This is a genomic window from Alkalihalophilus lindianensis (assembly GCF_032843265.1).
In the GTDB taxonomy this organism is placed as follows: Bacteria; Bacillota; Bacilli; order Bacillales; family Bacillaceae_D; genus Alkalihalophilus; species Alkalihalophilus lindianensis.
The window spans coordinates 1-232 of the sequence record NZ_JAWJBA010001109.1; the positions used below are offsets into that span (position 1 = coordinate 1).

Genomic DNA, 232 nt, shown 5'->3' on the forward strand with positions numbered 1-232 from the left:
TATCCAGAAGCCGTTAAATTAATGGTAAAATCTGGAGAAACAGTCGGGCTTCACAGTGTTACACATGATCAAAAAAAATTTTATGCGTCTGTGAACTCCGTGTTAGGTGAATTGAATCAAAATCGTAATACGTTAAAGGAAATTTCCGGCATCGATTCTTACTTCATGAGAACGCCATATGGGAGCGTACCGAAAATGACACCGGAATATCGAAAAGCTGTTAAAGAAGCCG

General features: G+C 39.2%; 1 protein-coding gene. It reads left to right on the forward strand.

What is annotated here, in order from left to right; all coding sequences use genetic code 11:
* A partial coding sequence (locus tag RYX56_RS25535) for a polysaccharide deacetylase family protein (protein ID WP_317124542.1) occupies window positions 1-232 on the forward strand: 232 nt, incomplete at both ends.